This window comes from Treponema endosymbiont of Eucomonympha sp. (assembly GCF_001028545.1).
Genome location: NZ_BBPW01000523.1, coordinates 1 through 517, shown reverse-complemented (window position 1 = coordinate 517; position 517 = coordinate 1). Strand labels below are relative to the sequence as shown.

Annotated in this window: 1 protein-coding gene; it reads left to right on the top strand. The window is 55.3% G+C overall.

Going from position 1 to position 517, the window contains the following annotated elements; genetic code table 11:
• Positions 1-121: 121 nt before the first annotated feature.
• Positions 122-517: IS5 family transposase (locus tag AWU74_RS07895; RefSeq protein ID WP_306701091.1), on the top strand; the 396-nt coding region annotated here is incomplete at its 3' end.

The following is a 517-nucleotide window of genomic DNA, read 5'->3' as shown; positions in this document are numbered from 1 at the left end:
AAACGCTGGCGGATACCGCAATAGGCGAGCCTGCCGGGGATATCTTTATGATAGATTCGACGTATATCAAGGCACACGCGGACGCATGCGGCACTCAGGACATTAGCCGCACAAAAGGGGGCTGAACAGCAAATTGCACTTGGTAGTCGACGAGTACGGGATACCGGCAAGCGGCGCTGTGACAAGCGGTACTGTCGCGGACTGTAGCCAGGCGCCTCTCCTTATGGAGGATTTGGAGGCGGAAGCGTTCCTTGCGGACAAAGCGTATGACACGAACGAACTGCTCAATATGCTTAAGGAAGCGGATATAACAGCCGTCATCCCTCCGGTTAAAAGCCGGAAAGAGCAAAGAGCGTACAGTCATGAACTGTATCGGGCGCGGCACGTCGTTGAAAACGTCTTCCGCGCCCTCAAGCGCTGGCGGGGAATTGCCACACGCTACGCAAAGCTCACCGCTTCCTTCATCGCCGCCATTCATGTCAGGTGTTTATTCCTCTACCTCCCAGTCCACACTACC